General features: G+C 66.6%; 13 protein-coding genes. 6 read left to right on the top strand and 7 right to left on the bottom strand.

Translation table 11 applies throughout. The annotated features are described in order from the left end of the window. Genes glnD through dapE form a run of 4 tightly spaced genes read left to right on the top strand, consistent with a single transcriptional unit; the run spans window position 1 to window position 5,940 of the window. A complete protein-coding gene (glnD, locus tag BA899_RS09785) occupies window positions 1-2,718 on the top strand; it encodes a [protein-PII] uridylyltransferase (RefSeq protein WP_159300475.1) in 2,718 nt (905 codons plus the stop codon). After that, on the top strand, window positions 2,708-3,934 hold the full coding sequence (dapC, locus tag BA899_RS09780; protein WP_159300474.1) for a succinyldiaminopimelate transaminase: 1,227 nt from the start codon (window positions 2,708-2,710) through the stop codon (window positions 3,932-3,934). Before glnD ends, dapC begins: the two co-directional genes overlap by 11 nt. Window positions 3,935-3,951: 17 nt before the next feature. Further along, window positions 3,952-4,770: a 2,3,4,5-tetrahydropyridine-2,6-dicarboxylate N-succinyltransferase gene (gene dapD, locus BA899_RS09775; protein ID WP_110882741.1), complete on the top strand. Its 819-nt coding sequence runs from the start codon at window positions 3,952-3,954 to the stop codon at window positions 4,768-4,770. A gap of 15 nt (window positions 4,771-4,785) precedes the next feature. Then, window positions 4,786-5,940 (top strand): succinyl-diaminopimelate desuccinylase, encoded by a 1,155-nt coding sequence (gene dapE / locus BA899_RS09770; RefSeq protein WP_159300473.1) that lies wholly within the window; start codon window positions 4,786-4,788, stop codon window positions 5,938-5,940. Here dapE and BA899_RS09765 read toward each other — a convergent pair. The 6 genes from BA899_RS09765 to hrcA all read right to left on the bottom strand — a co-directional run bounded on the left by BA899_RS09765 (window position 5,900) and on the right by hrcA (window position 12,692). Beyond that, window positions 5,900-6,895 carry an NAD(P)/FAD-dependent oxidoreductase gene (locus BA899_RS09765; protein ID WP_159300472.1) on the bottom strand — a complete coding sequence of 332 codons (996 nt, stop codon included), beginning with the start codon at window positions 6,893-6,895 and terminating at the stop codon, window positions 5,900-5,902. The genes dapE and BA899_RS09765 overlap by 41 nt on opposite strands. Before the next feature lie 26 nt (window positions 6,896-6,921). Next, a complete protein-coding gene (gene dapB / locus BA899_RS09760) occupies window positions 6,922-7,728 on the bottom strand; it encodes a 4-hydroxy-tetrahydrodipicolinate reductase (RefSeq protein WP_148122074.1) in 807 nt (268 codons plus the stop codon). Window position 7,729: 1 nt separating this feature from the next. Continuing rightward, complete coding sequence (gene dnaJ / locus BA899_RS09755; RefSeq protein WP_110882733.1) at window positions 7,730-8,869, bottom strand: molecular chaperone DnaJ; 1,140 nt, start codon at window positions 8,867-8,869, stop codon at window positions 7,730-7,732. A gap of 139 nt (window positions 8,870-9,008) precedes the next feature. Further along, complete coding sequence (dnaK, locus tag BA899_RS09750) at window positions 9,009-10,940, bottom strand: molecular chaperone DnaK (protein WP_144348323.1); 1,932 nt, start codon at window positions 10,938-10,940, stop codon at window positions 9,009-9,011. 67 nt (window positions 10,941-11,007) lie between these two features. Beyond that, on the bottom strand, window positions 11,008-11,592 hold the full coding sequence (grpE, locus tag BA899_RS09745; protein WP_110882729.1) for a nucleotide exchange factor GrpE: 585 nt from the start codon (window positions 11,590-11,592) through the stop codon (window positions 11,008-11,010). A 44-nt stretch (window positions 11,593-11,636) separates the two neighbouring features. After that, window positions 11,637-12,692 carry a heat-inducible transcriptional repressor HrcA gene (gene hrcA, locus BA899_RS09740; RefSeq protein ID WP_159300471.1) on the bottom strand — a complete coding sequence of 352 codons (1,056 nt, stop codon included), beginning with the start codon at window positions 12,690-12,692 and terminating at the stop codon, window positions 11,637-11,639. 121 nt (window positions 12,693-12,813) lie between these two features. On the opposite strand from hrcA, the gene BA899_RS09735 reads away from it, so the two are divergent. Together BA899_RS09735 and recN are read left to right on the top strand one after the other, a co-directional pair. Then, complete coding sequence (locus tag BA899_RS09735; RefSeq protein ID WP_144348325.1) at window positions 12,814-13,698, top strand: NAD(+) kinase; 885 nt, start codon at window positions 12,814-12,816, stop codon at window positions 13,696-13,698. After that, complete coding sequence (recN, locus tag BA899_RS09730) at window positions 13,692-15,362, top strand: DNA repair protein RecN (RefSeq protein WP_144348326.1); 1,671 nt, start codon at window positions 13,692-13,694, stop codon at window positions 15,360-15,362. The genes BA899_RS09735 and recN overlap by 7 nt, the downstream gene beginning before the upstream one ends. Here the strand turns inward: recN and fur are convergent. Beyond that, window positions 15,350-15,835, bottom strand: coding sequence for a ferric iron uptake transcriptional regulator (fur, locus tag BA899_RS09725; protein ID WP_110882722.1), 486 nt, complete (start codon window positions 15,833-15,835; stop codon window positions 15,350-15,352). The genes recN and fur overlap by 13 nt on opposite strands. Between the last annotated feature and the right edge of the window lie 5 nt (window positions 15,836-15,840).

Below are 15,840 nucleotides of genomic sequence, written 5' to 3'. Positions count from 1 at the left end.
ATGGTCGCCGTGACCGCGACCGATGCCGGTCCTGCGCCGGTGGTTGACCGGCAGCTGCTCGACCTTGACGCCCTTGATCGGGCACTGGCCGGCGGCGACGACATCACACCGATCCTGCAGGGCGCGCTGCGTGACGCCGACGAAACCCTCAGCGCCCGGTTCCTGGACGGCGAGCCGGCGCTCAAGCTGGTTCCCCTGCGCGCTGCGGTGATGGATGCGGTGGTCACGCGGGCATGGGCGCTGTGCCTGGGGGATCTGGCCGGTGCGGCCTGTCTGGTGGCCGTGGGGGGTTACGGCCGCGGGGAACTGCATCCCGGTTCAGACACGGATTTGATGATCATCATCCCCACGCCGCTGCCCGGCCCGCTCGAGGCGCGATTGAGCGACCTGGTCACCCGGCTCTGGGACATCGGCCTCGAGGTCGGCCACAGCGTGCGCAGCGTGAAAGACTGTGTGACCCAGGCCGAAGCGGACATCACCGTGGCCACCAATCTGATGGAGGCCCGGCCGCTCGCCGGCGACCGGTCGCTGTTCGCGGCGATGGAAGCCGCCACCAGCCCCTACCGCATCTGGTCGGGACCGGCTTTTTTTGAAGCCAAGCGGGCCGAACAACAGCGCCGCCACGAGCGCTACGACGACACGGCCTACAACCTGGAGCCCAACCTCAAGGAGGGCCCCGGCGGGCTGCGCGACATCCACATGATCGGCTGGGTGGCGAAGCGGCACTTCAATGCCGGTGCGCTGAGTGATCTGGTCGATCTGGGATTCCTCAGCGAAAGCGAGTACGAGGAGCTCATCCAGGGCCAGCATTTTCTCTGGGACATCCGCTTCGCCCTGCATGGCCTCGCCGGGCGTCGCGAAGACCGGCTGCTGTTCGACTACCAGGCCGATCTGGCCCGCCAGTTCGGCTACAAGGATGCCACGCACACCCTGGCCGTCGAGCAGTTCATGCAGCGTTACTATCGCATGATCAAACGCCTATCGCGTCTTAATGAGATGTTGCTGCAGCTCTACGAAGAGACCATTCTCTACACCGACGTCGACGAAAAGCCGCAGTTGCTCAACAAGCGCTTTCAGGTCAAGCGCGGCTTCATTGAAATCACCCATCGGCAGGTCTTTCAGCGCTATCCGTTCGCCATGCTGGAGCTGTTCCTGCTGATGCAGCAGCACCCGGAAATCCGCGGCATCCGCGCGGCCACGATCCGCCAGCTGCGTGCCCACCGCGACCGCATCAATCCGGCGTTCCGTCGCGATCTGCGGGCGCGGAGTCTGTTCATGGAAATCTTCCGCCAGCCCGTGGGGATCACCCACGCGCTGCGGCGCATGCACAGCCACGGCATTCTGGGGCGCTATATCCCGGCGTTCGCCGCGATCACCGGGCGCATGCAGTATGACCTGTTCCACGTCTACACCGTCGACACCCACACGCTCATGGTGGTCAGCAACCTGCGCCGGCTGAGCGTGCCCGAGCATCGCGACGAATTCCCGCAACTCAGCGAAATCCACTCGCGACTGCCCAAGCCCGAGCTGCTGTATCTGGCCGCCCTGTTCCATGACATCGCCAAGGGCCGCGGCGGCGACCACTCCGAGCTGGGCGCCGAGGACGCCTATGCCTTCTGCCTGCAGCACGGGCTGTCGCGCTATGACTGCCGCTTTGTCGCCTGGCTGGTGCGCAAGCACCTGCTGATGTCGATGACCGCGCAGCGGCGCGATATCAGTGACCCCGGCGTCATTAACGAATTCGCCGGCGAAGTGGGCGACCTCAAGCACCTCGAATATCTGTACCTGCTGACCGTGGCGGACATCCGCGCCACCGATGCAAAGCTCTGGAACACCTGGCGCAAGTCCCTGCTCCACGAGCTGTATCGGCGCACCGCACGGGCCCTGCGACGTGGGCTCGGCCAGCCCATCGACGAGGACGAGCTGGTCGCCGAGGCCCAGCATCGGGCGCGCGAGCTGCTACGGCGCAAGGGCCTGCACCATATGACCGTGCGCTCGATCTGGCGGCATTTCACACCGGACTATTTCCTGCGCTATTCGGCCGCCGAAGTGGCCTGGCATACCGAGGCCATCCACGCCGCCGGCAATGCCGCGCACGAGCCCCTCGTACTGATCGAGCCGGACGCCCAGCGCGGGGGGATCGAGGTATTCATCTACACCCGCGACCGCGACAACATCTTCGCCCTGGCGGTCTCGGCACTGGACCGCCTGAGCCTGGATATTCTCGATGCGCGGATCATCACCACCGATAACGGCTACACCCTGGACAGTTTTCTGGTGCAGATGCCGCAGGGCGGCGGCGCGGATCGGGCCGGGCTGGTGGAGACGCTGCGCGTGACGCTGCGCGATCACCTGCACGATCCACAGATACTGCCCGAGCCCGCCACCGGCGAAACGCCGCGTCGCCTGCGCCACTTCAACACCGACACCCAGATCGACTTCAGCGACGACACACGCAATCACCGCACGGTCATGGAACTGATCGCCGGCGACCAGCCGGGACTGCTGGCGCAGGTTGGCTATACCCTGGCTCGCCACGGGCTGCGGGTGCAGAACGCCAAGATCGCCACCCTGGGTGAGCGCGCCGAGGATGTGTTCTTCATCACCGACGACGCCAATGCGCCACTCACCAGCGCGACGCGCCAGCAGTTGCGGGCCGAGCTGCTGAGCGCATTTGAGGAGGACGGCGACATCATGCGGAGGGGCGATGGCGTCTGATCAGCAACGGCCGGGCCAGGCGGGTCTCAGCCACCTTCAGCCGTACCCGTTCGAGCGTCTCCGTGCCCTGCTTGCGGACATCACTCCGCCGGCGGATCGCGAGCCGGTGGCGCTGTCCATTGGCGAGCCCCGCCATCCGGTGCCGGACTGGATCACCCGGGCCGCCGCCGACGCGCTGCATGACAGCCTGGGGCGGTACCCCGCCAGTGCGGGTCAGCCGGCGCTGCGCGAGACCATCGCGGGCTGGATCCGCCGACGCTTTCAACTGACCGACGGCGCCATTGACCCCGATCGCCACATTCTCCCGGCCGCCGGTACTCGGGAAGCCCTGTTTGCCGTGACCCAGGCACTGCTCAACCCCGCTGAACGGCCCGATGTGGCCATGCCCAACCCGTTCTATCAGATCTACGAGGGCGCGGCGCTGCTGGCCGGCGGCGTCCCGAGACTGCTCAATACGGACCCGGCGGACGGACTGCCATCACTGGACGACTGGCAGGCGGCCGACTGGGCGCGCTGCGGACTCATCTATCTATGCAGCCCGGGCAACCCCACGGGCCGGGTCATTCCGCAGACGTTCTGGGAGAAGCTCTTCGAGCAACAGGACCGCCACGGTTTCGTGATCGCGGCCGACGAGTGTTACAGCGAACTCTACCGCGATGAATCCAATCCGCCGCTGGGCCTGTTGCAGGCCTGCCAGGCGGCCGGCCGCTCGGACTTCGCCGGCTGTCTCGTCTTCCACAGCCTGTCGAAGCGCTCCAATGTTCCGGGACTACGCTCAGGCTTCATCGCTGGTGACGCCCGACTGATCGCGTCTTTTCGCGCCTACCGCACCTATCAGGGCTGCGCCCTGCCGCTGCATGTGCAGCAGGCCAGCCGCGCGGCCTGGCAGGACGAGGCCCACGTGGCCGCGAATCGCGCCGCCTATCGCGACAAGCTCGAGCGCGCCCGCTCGATCATCGGCGATATCTGTCCCTATCAAGACCCTGAGGCGGGCTTTTATATCTGGTTGCCGGTCCCCGACGGCGATGACGAGGCCTTCGCCCGCGGGCTCTACCGCGACACCGGCGTGACCGTGCTGCCGGGACGCTACCTGTCACGGCCCACGCCCGCGGGCGACCCCGGGCGGGGTCATGCGCGCCTGGCGCTGGTGGCCGAGACCCCGGTCTGCGAGGATGCGCTACATCGCATCCGCCATTTTATTGAACACTCGTACTGACCCACGGAGCCGACTGCATGGAATCCATCCAGGAAATCATTGAAACCGCCTTTGAGCGGCGCGATACCCTTAACCCCGCCGACGCGCCCGCTGAGCTGCATGCCGCCGTGCGGGACGCCCTCGGGCGACTCGACCGCGGCGAGGCGCGGGTGGCCGAGCCGGTCGACGGTGACTGGCAGGTCAATGAATGGCTCAAAAAGGCGGTCCTGCTGTCGTTCCGCCTCACCCCCAATCAGCGCATCCGCGGCGGTGAGACCGATTACTTCGACAAGGTCGCCATGAAGTACGCCGATTACAGCAGCGCCGACTTCGAGGCCGATGGCGTGCGGGTCGTGCCGCCGGCCGCGGCGCGCCGCGGCGCCTACATCGCTGACGGCGTGGTGCTGATGCCCTCCTACGTCAACATCGGCGCCTACGTCGACCGTGGGACGATGGTGGACACCTGGGCCACTGTCGGCTCCTGCGCGCAGATCGGCCGGAACGTTCACCTGTCTGGCGGCGCGGGCATCGGCGGGGTCCTCGAGCCGCTGCAGGCCAATCCGACCATCATCGAGGATGACTGCTTCATCGGCGCCCGCTCGGAGATTGTCGAGGGCGTTCGGGTCGAACAGGGCGCGGTGATCTCGATGGGCGTTTTCATCGGCCAGAGCACCCGCATCTACAATCGCGAGACCGGCGAGATCCTGTACGGCCGTGTCCCGGCCGGCGCCGTGGTGGTCCCCGGCAACCTGCCCGCCGCGGACGGCAGTCACAGCCTCTATTGCGCGGTCATCATCAAGCAGGTTGATGCGAAGACCCGGGCCAAGGTCGGCATCAACGAGCTGCTGCGCCCCTGAGGCGGCACCCCGACAATGGCCAGCGAGGTTTCGACACAACAGGCCATCGCCCTGACCGAGGCACTGGTCGCGCGCGCCTCGGTGACACCGGAGGATGCCGGCTGCCAGACACTGGTGGCTGAGCATCTGGCCGCTGCGGGGTTTGCCCTCGAATGGCTGCCCCGGGGGGCGGTCAGCAACCTGCTGGCCATCCGGGGGGACGAAGGACCGGTGCTGCTGTTTCTCGGCCACACCGATGTCGTCCCCGCCGGGCCGGCGGATGCCTGGACATCGCCCCCCTTCGAGCCGACCCGGCGCGACGGTCACCTCTACGGACGCGGCAGCGCCGACATGAAGGCCAGTGTGGCGGCCTTTGTCACGGCCTGTGAGGCGGTGGCCGCCACCACACATATGCGCATCGCCGTTGCCCTGACCAGCGACGAGGAAGGCCCGGCGCAGGACGGCATCCGCGCCATCGCACCACTGATCCATGAACGGCTGGGCGGCATCGACTGGTGCCTTGTCGGCGAGCCGAGCAGCCAGACCCGCCTTGGTGACACGGCACGGGTGGGGCGCCGGGGCTCACTGAGTGGCGAGATCACCGTCACCGGCCACCAGGGGCATGTGGCTTACCCCGCTCAGGCGGACAACCCACTGCACCGGCTGATGCCGCTCATGGCCGAGCTCGCTGCGACGCGCTGGGATGACGGCACCCGTGAGTTCCCGCCCACCGGATTGCAGATCACCGGTGTCGGCGCCGCCACCGATGCCATCAACGTCATCCCGGGGCAGGCATCGGCCCGCTTCAACCTGCGCTACTCGCCCGCCAGCACGGCCGAGGGCCTGCAGCAGCGCATCCATTCAATGGCCGATGCCCACGCTCCCGATGCCACCATTGACTGGAAACATTCCGCAGCGCCCTTTTCAAGTGAACCGGGCGCCCTGCGACGGGCCATCGAGGCGGTGATCACCGATCGCAGCGGCACGCCCCCGCGGGCGGATACGGCCGGCGGCACCTCCGACGGCCGGTTCATTGCGCCGCTGGGCGCCGAGGTCGTGGAGTTTGGTCCGGTCAACCAGAGCATTCACCAGATCGATGAACGGGTCGCGCTGGAGGCCATCGGCCAGCTTGCCGAGGACTACGCGGCCATCATTCAGCGCCTGGATCAGCCCGGCCGGCCGCGAGACTGATCAGCCGTCGGGCGGCTGCCCGGCCGCTGCGCCACGCCCCCTCGACGCGGCCGTCAACCACCCAGTCGCCGGCACACAACAGCTGATCGTGCTCGAGATAACCCGCCGGCTCGGCCAGGGCCCGGCGCGAGCGGGCAAACCGCCAGCGATGAACGAACCGGTCGCTAACCGATGGCTTGCGTCGCGTCAGCTCGGCGAACGCCTGCGTCAGGTATTCGCCGACGGCGTCTTCGGACCATTCGATATTCGCCTCGCTCCAGGCATCGGTGGCGTGCAGCGTCCAGATCTCCGGGGTCTGCGGGCGCTGGGGACGGGCGCCCAGCCGCGCCACCCAGCCCAGCGGACCACTGCTCGGAAAGCCGGCGTCAAACGCCAGATTGAGGGGCTCATCCAGCACCAGTCCCGCCGCCCAGCAGGGTTTCATGGGCGCTTCCACCGCACGCGCCGCGAGGCGCGGACTGGGCTCGGCCAGCAGTGACTGGGCCTGGGGCGCGGGCGCGGTCAGCAACACGCCGTCGAATGTTCCCAGCGAATCACCGTGGCGATCCTGAATGGACCAGGCGGATGCCTCGCGGGTGATCTCGCGCACCTGCACCCCGCAGCGCACATCAAGCCCCTCGGCCATGTGCCGGGCCAGCGCGGACATGCGCGGCACCGCCACCAGACGGGCCTGCGCCCGCGCCGGCTGTCCCTCGGGGAGAACCCGCGGGGTCACGGGCCAGGATGCCAACACCCCGGCCTCGCGCCAGTCGTCCACTGCCGCCCGAAACTCTCCGTCGCGGGCGGTGAAATACTGGGTGCCCAGATCAACGCCAGCGTAGGGCGTGCGTTTGCTGACGATGCGTCCCCCAGGACCCCGGGCCTTATCGAACACCACGGGCTCGAGGCCTGCGTCACTCAGGACGCGGGCCGCGCTCAGGCCCGCGAGCCCTGCCCCCACGATGGCAATGCGCATGACTGACTCCGGCGTTTGGCGACGACTCAGTCGCTGAGACCGAGTACATCGTCCATGTCGAATCGGCCGGGAGGCTGGCTGATTACCCAGCGGGCCGCTCGCAGGGCACCACGGGCAAAGGTCTCGCGGCTCGCGGCTCGATGCGTGAGTTCAAGCCGCTCACCCTCACCCGCCAGCATGACCGTGTGTTCGCCTACGATATCGCCACCCCGCAGCGCCTGAAAACCGATGGCGCCCACGGGACGCTCCCCGGTCATCCCCTCGCGGGCGTACACCGCGTTCTCCTCCAGATCCACCCCGCGCCCATCGGCCACCGACTGGCCCAGCGCCCGGGCCGTCCCGGAGGGCGCATCGCGCTTGCCGCGATGGTGCGCCTCGACGATCTCGACATCGTAGTCACTGCCGAGTGCGGCCGCCGCGGTCCGCACCAGGCGCTGCAGGAGCGTGACCCCGCTGCTGTAATTGGCGGCGAACACCACCGGCAGACTCCGGGCGGTGGCATCAATGGCCTGGATCCCGTCCGCATCCACCCCCGTGGTGCCGATCACGAGCGCGCAACCCCGCGAGCGGGCGGCGGTCAGATTGTCGGCCAATGCCGCCGGCAGGGTGAAATCGATCGCGACATCGGCATCGGCCAATGCCGCTTCAGCGGAGGCGGTCAGGGTGACATCGAGCGCCCCGCAACCCGCGAGCAGACCGGCATCGCTGCCCACGGAGGGACTGTCCGCGCGGGTGGTGGCCCCGACCAGCTGCAGGTCGTCGGCGGCGGCAACCAGCCCGATCAATGTTCGGCCCATCCGGCCGGATGCCCCGAGGATCGCCACTTTCGTCATGTCAGAGCTTCATCCGATCAAAAAACGACTTCACCGTATCCAGCCATGAGCTGCCCCGCGGATTATGGTGCTCGCCATCCTGCTCAAGGGTCTCGGAGAGCTCCTCAAGCAGGGCCTTCTGCCGCGCGGTCAGGTTGACCGGCGTCTCGACCATGACCCGGCAGAGCAGATCGCCGTGGGTGCCGCCGCGGACCGGCTTGACGCCCTTGCCACGCACCCGGAAGACCTTGCCCGACTGGGTACCGGCGGGAATGCGCAGGGTCACCCGCCCCGCCAGCGTGGGGACCTCGATTTCGCCACCGAGCGCCGCGGTGGTCACGCTGAGCGGGATGTCGCAGCGCAGATCCGCCCCTTCGCGGGTGAAGATCGGATGCGGCTTGACCACCATCTCGACGTACAGATCACCGGGCGGGCCACCCTGCTCGCCGGGTTCACCCTCACCACTGAGGCGGATGCGATCGCCGGTATCCACACCCGGGGGCACCTGCACGCTCAGGGTCTTCTGGTCGGGCACCGTGCCCTTACCCCGGCACTTGCGGCACGGATCACTGATCACCTGGCCCGTGCCATCACAGCGCGGGCAGGTCTGCTGAATCGAGAAAAATCCCTGCTGTACCCGGACATCGCCATGGCCATTGCAGGTCTGGCAGGTGACCGGCTCACTGCCGGGGGCCGCACCACTGCCGTCGCACTCATCGCAGCGCACCTGGGTGGGAATCTGGATATCCCGATCCACCCCTTGGACCGCCTCTTCGAGCGATATCTCCATGCGATAGCGCAGATCCGCCCCGCGGAAGGCACGCCCGCCGCCGCGACCGCCGCCGAAGATATCACCGAAGACATCCGAGAAAATGTCGGAGAAATCGGCCCCGCCACGACCGAATCCGCCCGCGCCGGGGCCGCCGCCGGCACTCGGGTCGACGCCGGCGTGACCGAACTGGTCGTAGGCCGAGCGCTTCTGCGGGTCGCTGAGGACCTCGTAGGCCTCCTTGACCTCCTTGAAGCGCACCTCGGCATCACCATCATCCGGATTGCGGTCGGGGTGATACTTCATCGCCAGCCGGCGATAGGCCTTTTTGAGGTCGCTTTCCGAGGCATTCTTCGAGACCTCGAGGATTTCGTAATAATCGCGTTTTGCCATGGTGCCCGTTCTAACCGTTGTCGTTGCAGAGTAACGGCCGCCGCGCTAACAGCAAAGGCGCAGGCACCGAGTGCCGGCCGGGGCCAGGCAATCGGTGGGCTGCGCCCTGCCGAAGAAGCGGAAAGGCCGCGATGCGGCTTTACTTCTTCTTGTCGTCGTCCTTGACTTCCTCGAAGTCGGCGTCGACGACGTCCTCCTGATCCGACTCGGCGTTCTCGGCACCGCCCGGCTGCTCGCCGCCGTCAGCGCCGCCCGCGTCGGAGTAGAGCTTCTCGGCAATCTTGCCCGAGGCGGTCGCCAGCGCTTCAGTGGCCGAGTCGATAGCCGCCTTGTCACTGCCCTTCATGGCCTCTTCGAGATTGCTGATCGCCTCTTCAACGGACTGCTTCTCTTCGTCCGAGACCTTGTCACCCGCCTCTTCCAGGCTCTTGCGCGCCCCGTGGATCAGGCCGTCGGCCTGGTTGCGGGCCTCGACCAGCTCGCGGGCCTTGCGATCTTCCTCGGCATTGGTCTCGGCGTCCTCGACCATGCGCTCGATGTCCTCGTCCGAGAGCCCGCCGGAGGCACGGATCTGGATGGACTGCTCCTTGCCGGTGCCCTTGTCCTTGGCGGTGACGTGCAGGATGCCGTTGGCATCGATATCGAAGGTCACCTCGATCTGCGGCACGCCGCGCGGTGCCGGCGGAATGTCGGAGAGATCGAACTTGCCGAGCGACTTGTTATCGCTGGCCATCTCGCGCTCGCCCTGCAGGACGTGCACGGTCACGGCGCCCTGGTTGTCCTCGGCGGTGGAGAACACCTGATTGGCCTTGGTCGGGATCGTGGTGTTCTTCTCGATGAGCTTGGTCATCACGCCGCCCAGCGTCTCGATGCCGAGGGACAGCGGCGTCACGTCAAGCAGCAGGACGTCCTTGACGTCGCCACCGAGCACACCGCCCTGGATCGCGGCACCCACTGCGACGGCTTCATCGGGGTTCACGTCCCGGCGCGGATCCTGGTCGAAGAACGACTTGACCGCCTCCTGCACCTTGGGCGTCCGCGTCTGGCCGCCGACCAGGATCACATCATCGACGTCGCTCGCCTTGAGGCCGGCATCCTTGAGGGCCACCTCGCAGGGCTTGATGGTGCGCTTGACCAGATCCTCGATCAGGCTCTCGAGCTTGGCCCGCGTGAGCTTGAGGTTGAGGTGCTTCGGCCCGGTGTTGTCCGCGGTGATGTACGGCAGGTTCACCTCGGTCTGCTGGGCGGAGGACAGCTCGATCTTGGCCTTCTCACCGGCCTCCTTGAGCCGCTGCAGCGCCAGACGGTCGCCGGACAGGTCGATACCCTGGTCCTTCTTGAACTCCGCGATCAGGTAGTCAATGACCGCGCGGTCAAAGTCCTCGCCGCCCAGGAACGTGTCACCGTTGGTGGACAGCACCTCGAACTGGTGCTCGCCTTCGACTTCGGCGATCTCAATGATCGACACGTCGAAGGTGCCGCCGCCCAGGTCATAGACTGCGATCTTGCGATCGCCACCCTGCTTGTCGAGTCCGTAGGCGAGCGCCGCCGCGGTGGGCTCGTTAATGATGCGCTTGACCTCGAGCCCGGCGATGCGACCGGCGTCCTTGGTGGCCTGACGCTGGGAGTCATTGAAGTAGGCCGGCACGGTGATCACCGCCTCGGTCACTTCCTCGCCCAGATAATCCTCGGCGGTGCTCTTCATCTTCTGCAGCACCCGCGCAGAAACTTCCGGCGGCGCCATCTTCTTGCCACGCACTTCCACCCACGCATCGGCGTTGTCCGCCTTGACGATGCTGTAGGGCATCTCGCGGACGTCGCGCTGGACGACATCCTCTTCGAATTTGCGCCCGATCAGTCGCTTGATCGCATGCAGCGTGTTCTCGGGGTTGGTCACCGCCTGCCGCTTGGCCGCGGCGCCGACGAGCACCTCGCCGTCTTCAGTGAAGGCCACGGTGGAGGGCGTGGTGCGATCGCCTTCCGCGTTTTCAATGACGCGGGACGTCCCGCTCTCCATCACGGCGACGCAGGAATTGGTGGTTCCCAAGTCGATGCCTATAATCTTACCCATCAGTGATTGCTCCTCAATGTCCTGTAATTCGTGTCGTCAGGTGATCTGGTGCCCGGCACCGGGTTTTTCAAGCCTCGTCGCCTGAATCCGCCGGGGCTTTGGCCACGATCACCCGCGCGGGGCGAAGCAGGCGGTCGCCAAGGCGATAGCCCTTCTGGATCACGCTGACCACGGTGTTGGGTGCCTGCTCGTCGGTTTCCTGCGCGGTCATGGCCTCATGCCGCTCGGGATCAAAGCGCTCGCCCTGGGGATTGATGGCCTCGATGTTGAATTTCTCGAGGGCCTGATCAAACATCCGCAGCGTCAGTTCCGAGCCCTCGGCCAGCCGCGCGGCATCGGCGTTTTCATCCCGCGCCGCCTGCAGGCCCATCTCGAGACTGTCCTTGACCGCGAGCAGCTCGCCGGCGAGCTTTTCCAGCGACTGCTGGCGGGCCGCCGCCACGTCCTTTTCGGCGCGCCGGCGCAGGTTTTCCATCTCGGCCCGGGCGCGCAGAAACTCACTCCAGTTCTCCTGGGCACGCGCCTCGGCCGCCTCAAGTTCGGCGCTGAGCGTTTCGGCGGTCTTCTCTTGGCTTTCCTCCGCGGCGCCGTTATCCGCCGCGTCCTGCTCCTGCGGACCGTTCCCGGCCGGCTTGTCGTCTTCGTCTGTCATGCGTCGCTCCGCTTTTGAAATGCACCTGTGCGCAGAGGTGGGGATCAATGCGTCGGTTTCAAGGCATGCCCGAGCAACCGGGCCGTGACATCGACGATCGGGATCACCCGGTCGTACTCCATGCGCGTGGGGCCGATCACCCCCAGCACCCCCAGCACATTGTCATCACTCTGATAGGTGGACGTGACCAGGCTCACGCCATCAAAGGCCTGATAGCCCGACTCCTGGCCGATGAAGATCTGCACGCCATCCGCCGACAGACAGCGATCGAGCAGATGCAGGATGTCGCGCTTGCGCCCGAATGCCTCGAACAGCTCCTTTAACTTTTCCACACTCGAGAGCTCGGCGAAGGTCATCAGATTGGTCTCACCGGCCATCACGAAATCATCGCTGGACTCGCCATCACCGGCGAACAGTGTCTGCGCCACGGCGATCGCCGAGGTCATCAGCTCGTTGACGTCCCGCTGATCGGCCTGCATCGCCTCGAGCAGGCCATGACGGACCTCGCCGACGCTCTTGCCGGCGAATTCGCTGGAGAGATAGTTCGAGACTTGCTGCAGCTCGGCGGGGCTGTAGTCGCGATCGGTCTCGATGACCCGGTTCTGCACTTCGGAGTCATTGAGCACGACGATCGCCAGGATGCGGCGCTGGGCGAGCGGCAGGAATTCGATCTGGCGGATCGAGCCGAAGTCACGTTTCGGCAGCGTCACCACGCCGGCCAGATGCGTCAGCCCCGAGAGGATGTTGGACGCCGAATCCACCAGTGAGTCGGTACTGCCCTCGCCGTCCAGCCGAATCCGCAGATTATCCGCGTCAAGCCCGCTGTCCGGACGGGCGCTCAGCAGGGTGTCGACAAAAAACCGGTAGCCCCGATCGGTCGGAATCCGTCCCGCGGAGGTATGCGGCGAGTGGATGTAGCCCGCCTCCTCCAGATCGGCCATGACATTGCGGATCGAGGCCGCACTCAGATCCATGCCGGCCTCGCGCGTCAGGGCCCGCGACCCCACCGGCTGACCGTCACGGATATATCGATGCACAAGGGCCCGGAGCAGGTGCTGCGCACGAGCCCCGGACGGCCCGTCGCGATGTCGCTGAACCATACCGTCCTCCAGGGATTGGCACTCGTGACAGACGAGTGCCAAGGCAAGCTATCAACACCCCCCATGGCTGTCAATTTGCGGCCACCGTGCTAGGTTGTCGGCGAACTGTCGAGGGAATTGCATGCAACCGTTCCAACGTATCGCGATCACGGGCAAGCCGGGCGACCAGGCGGTCATCGATACGATTCGCAAGCTCATCCACGAGCTCGACGGACGCGGTCTCACCGTCTCCCTTGACGAGGCCATCGGCGATGCGACGGGTGCCTCCGCCACCCACCCCGTCGCCAGCCTCGACAGCCTCGCCCCGCGCATCGACCTGCTGATCGTCGTCGGCGGTGATGGCACGCTCCTGCACGCCGGTAAGCAGGTCGCCGCCCACCAGGTCCCGGTGCTGGGCATCAACCGTGGGCGGCTGGGATTTCTGGTCGATGTATCGCCGGACCGCTTCGACGAGATCATCCGCGTGATCGATGGCGACTGTCGTGTTGAGGAGCGGCTTGTGCTCGAGGCACGAGTCGTCCATGACGACGGCATCGTCGCCCACGCCCCCGCCATCAATGAAGTGGTCCTGCAGCGCTGGAACACCGCGCGAATGATCGAGTTCGAGACCTGGATCGACGGCGAGCCCTGCAACCGGCACCGCTCCGACGGCCTGATCATCTGCACGCCCACCGGCTCCACCGCCTATGCACTCTCGGGCGGCGGCCCCATCATGCACCCGGGGATCGATGCCGTGGCGCTGGTGCCGATTTCGCCCCACACCCTCAGCAATCGCCCCCTGGTGATCAGCGCCGGCAGCCATATCGAGGTGCGCGTCCAGCCCCAGTCCATCGAACAGGTGCATGTCAGCTGCGACAGCCAGACCAACCTGTCCCTGACCGCCGACGGTCGCCTCGACATCGTCGCCTACCCGCATGCACTGCGACTGGTGCATCCTCCCGGGCATCGCTATTTCGATATCCTGCGGGCGAAACTGCACTGGGGAGACGGCGCGCCACCATGCTGAAACGTATCGAAATCCGTGACTTCGCCATCATTGATCAACTCGGTCTGGATCTGGGCCCTGGCCTGACCACCCTCACCGGCGAGACCGGCGCCGGCAAATCCATCCTGCTCGACGCCCTGGGTCTCTGCCTGGGTGACCGCACCGATCGCTCCATGGTCCCGGCCGAGGCGGGGAAGAGCGAGGTGCATGGCCTGTTCGATGTGGCCGATACCCCGCGCGCCCGGGCATGGCTGACCGAGGAAGCGCTGGATGAGGACGATGAATGCCTGATCCGTCGGGTCGTGCAGAGCAACGGTCGCTCCCAGGCGTGGATCAACGGCCGCCCGGTCACCCGCCATCAGCTTGAGCAGCTGGGCGCGCTGCTCATGGGCATCCATGGCCAGCATGCCCATCAGGCACTGATGCGGCCGGACACCCAGCGGCGCACCCTGGATGGGTTCGCCGCTCACCCCCAGCGTCTTGAGGCGGTGGCGGAGCTGGCCCGACGCTGGCGCCGGGTGAGTGCAGAAATCGAGTCCCTGAGCGGTGGCAGCGCCGATCATCACGACCGGATCGAGCTCCTTCGCTACCAGCTCGACGAACTCGACGACGCCGCACCGAGCGCCGAGGAGATGGCCGAGCTCGAACGCGAGCAACGCCGGCTGGCGGGGGCTGGCGAGATCATCACGGCCTGTCAGCAAAGCCTCGAGGCCCTCTATGACGGCGAGACCAGTGCCCAGTCGCTGATCGCCACGGCCGAGCGCGAGCTCTCGGCACACGGCGATGTCGACGCCCGCATCGACGAGGTCCAGCAGCTGCTGACCACCGGCCAGGTCCAGATCGACGAGGCCTGTCAGGCCCTGCGCCAGTTCGCCGACCAGCTCGAAATGGACCCCGAGCGGCTCGAGGCGGTGGAAACACGACTCAGCCGGCTGCACGATCTGGCCCGCAAGCACCAGATCGAGCCCGAGGGCCTTGCCGAGCATGCCGAGGCGCTGCGCGCAGAGCTGGATCGCCTGACCTCGGCGGACGAGCGCCTTGTCACGCTCAACGCCGAAAAGGAAAAGCTTTTCAGTGACTACCGCGAGGCCGCCCAGACCCTCTCTGAGTCCCGACAGGCCGCGGCCGCCGCGCTAAGCGAACGGGTCGATAGCCTACTCGGCGAGCTGGGGATGGCGGGTGCGGCACTGATCATCGCAGTGGATCCCGACGATCAGGCGACCCCGTCCGAACACGGGATCGACCGGGTGCGCTTTGATGTACGCACCAACCCGGATCAGCGGCCCGCCCCGCTACAGAAAGTGGCATCCGGCGGCGAGCTCTCGCGCATCGGGCTGGCGCTGGAGGTGGCCACCGCGGATACCGCCGAGCTGCCATCGCTGATCTTTGACGAGGCGGACACCGGCATTGGCGGCGCCGTCGCCGAAGTGGTCGGCCGCCAGCTGCGGGCCCTGTCGGCGCATCATCAGGTGATCTGCATCACCCATCTGCCTCAGGTGGCCGCTCAGGGCATGCATCAACTCCAGGTGGACAAGCGCCAGAATGAGTCAGGCCGCACCGTCACTGATGTCCGGCCACTCGTCGGAGATCAGCGTGTCCACGAAATCGCCCGTATGCTCGGCGGTCTCGAGATCACCGAGAACACCCTCAACCACGCCCGCGAAATGCTCGATCAGGCCGACTGATCCCCGCGCCGTGCCACCCGGGCACAATCCGGACAGCGCCCGTAGAGGATGAGCGAGTGGCTGTGGAGCTCGTAGCCCGAGACCGCGGCGACATCCACCTGACGACGCTCAATGACCCGATCCTTGAATTCCTCGACCTTGCCGCAGTCGACGCAGACCAGATGGTCGTGATGGATCCCCGAGTTGAGTTCGAACACCGCGCGATCGCTGTCGAAGTTGTGACGGATCACGATGCCCGCCTCGGCAAACTGGGTGAGCACGCGGTAGACCGTCGCCAGGCCGATGTCCTCACCGTCGTCGTGGAGGCGCTGATAGACCTCTTCGGCGGCAAGGTGGGCGCGCTCGCGGCCGGCAAGAATGCGCAGGATCTTGAGTCGCGGTGCGGTGGCCTTGAGCCCGGCGCGCCGGAGCTCGTCCGACTCGTGACTGATTTCCCAGGGAATGTGTGAGGCGGGACGGGCTTGGGTTACCATGTCGC

The sequence above is a fragment of the Spiribacter sp. SSL99 genome (genome assembly GCF_009805925.1).
Taxonomy (GTDB): domain Bacteria; phylum Pseudomonadota; class Gammaproteobacteria; order Nitrococcales; family Nitrococcaceae; genus Spiribacter; species Spiribacter roseus.
The sequence above is the reverse complement of the archived record's forward strand: the minus strand, read 5'-3'. Positions and strand labels throughout refer to the sequence as shown.

What these genes read in the sequence shown, in the direction of transcription:
- dapE (WP_159300473.1), top strand. Translation starts at nt 4,786, where the DNA reads ATGGCCAGCGAGGTTTCGACACAACAGGCCATCGCCCTGACCGAGGCA.
- dnaK (WP_144348323.1), bottom strand. Translation starts at nt 10,940, where the DNA reads ATGGGTAAGATTATAGGCATCGACTTGGGAACCACCAATTCCTGCGTC.
- dapD (WP_110882741.1), top strand. Translation starts at nt 3,952, where the DNA reads ATGGAATCCATCCAGGAAATCATTGAAACCGCCTTTGAGCGGCGCGAT.
- dnaJ (WP_110882733.1), bottom strand. Translation starts at nt 8,869, where the DNA reads ATGGCAAAACGCGATTATTACGAAATCCTCGAGGTCTCGAAGAATGCC.
- fur (WP_110882722.1), bottom strand. Translation starts at nt 15,835, where the DNA reads ATGGTAACCCAAGCCCGTCCCGCCTCACACATTCCCTGGGAAATCAGT.
- recN (WP_144348326.1), top strand. Translation starts at nt 13,692, where the DNA reads ATGCTGAAACGTATCGAAATCCGTGACTTCGCCATCATTGATCAACTC.
- glnD (WP_159300475.1), top strand. Translation starts at nt 1, where the DNA reads ATGGTCGCCGTGACCGCGACCGATGCCGGTCCTGCGCCGGTGGTTGAC.
- dapC (WP_159300474.1), top strand. Translation starts at nt 2,708, where the DNA reads ATGGCGTCTGATCAGCAACGGCCGGGCCAGGCGGGTCTCAGCCACCTT.
- dapB (WP_148122074.1), bottom strand. Translation starts at nt 7,728, where the DNA reads ATGACGAAAGTGGCGATCCTCGGGGCATCCGGCCGGATGGGCCGAACA.
- BA899_RS09765 (WP_159300472.1), bottom strand. Translation starts at nt 6,895, where the DNA reads ATGCGCATTGCCATCGTGGGGGCAGGGCTCGCGGGCCTGAGCGCGGCC.
- BA899_RS09735 (WP_144348325.1), top strand. Translation starts at nt 12,814, where the DNA reads ATGCAACCGTTCCAACGTATCGCGATCACGGGCAAGCCGGGCGACCAG.
- grpE (WP_110882729.1), bottom strand. Translation starts at nt 11,592, where the DNA reads ATGACAGACGAAGACGACAAGCCGGCCGGGAACGGTCCGCAGGAGCAG.
- hrcA (WP_159300471.1), bottom strand. Translation starts at nt 12,692, where the DNA reads ATGGTTCAGCGACATCGCGACGGGCCGTCCGGGGCTCGTGCGCAGCAC.